General features: G+C 80.6%; 1 pseudogene. It reads right to left on the reverse strand.

The window, feature by feature from the left end:
- Nucleotides 1-252 (reverse strand): annotated as a pseudogene (locus RB628_RS42110) (FHA domain-containing protein); the annotation flags it as partial.

The following is a 252-nucleotide window of genomic DNA, read 5'->3' on the forward strand; positions in this document are numbered from 1 at the left end:
CGTACCCGTCTTGGGCGTTGGGGCCTGTCGGAGGCATGGCCGGGGTGGGCGCGCCGGGCTGGGGGAAGCCGTAGCCGGCCGGTGCAGCATCCGGGGCCGGTGCGCCGGGGTGCGGGAGGCCGTACCCGCCCTGGGCGTTGGGGTTCGCCGGTGCGGGGGCGGGGCCGCCCGGCTGGGGGAAGCCGTGCCCGGTGGGTGAGGCGTCCCATGCCGGGGCAGGGGTGCTCGGGGCCGGTGCGCCGGGGTGCGGGA

The sequence above is a fragment of the Streptomyces sp. ADMS genome (assembly GCF_033441795.1).
Taxonomy (GTDB): Bacteria; Actinomycetota; Actinomycetes; order Streptomycetales; family Streptomycetaceae; genus Streptomyces.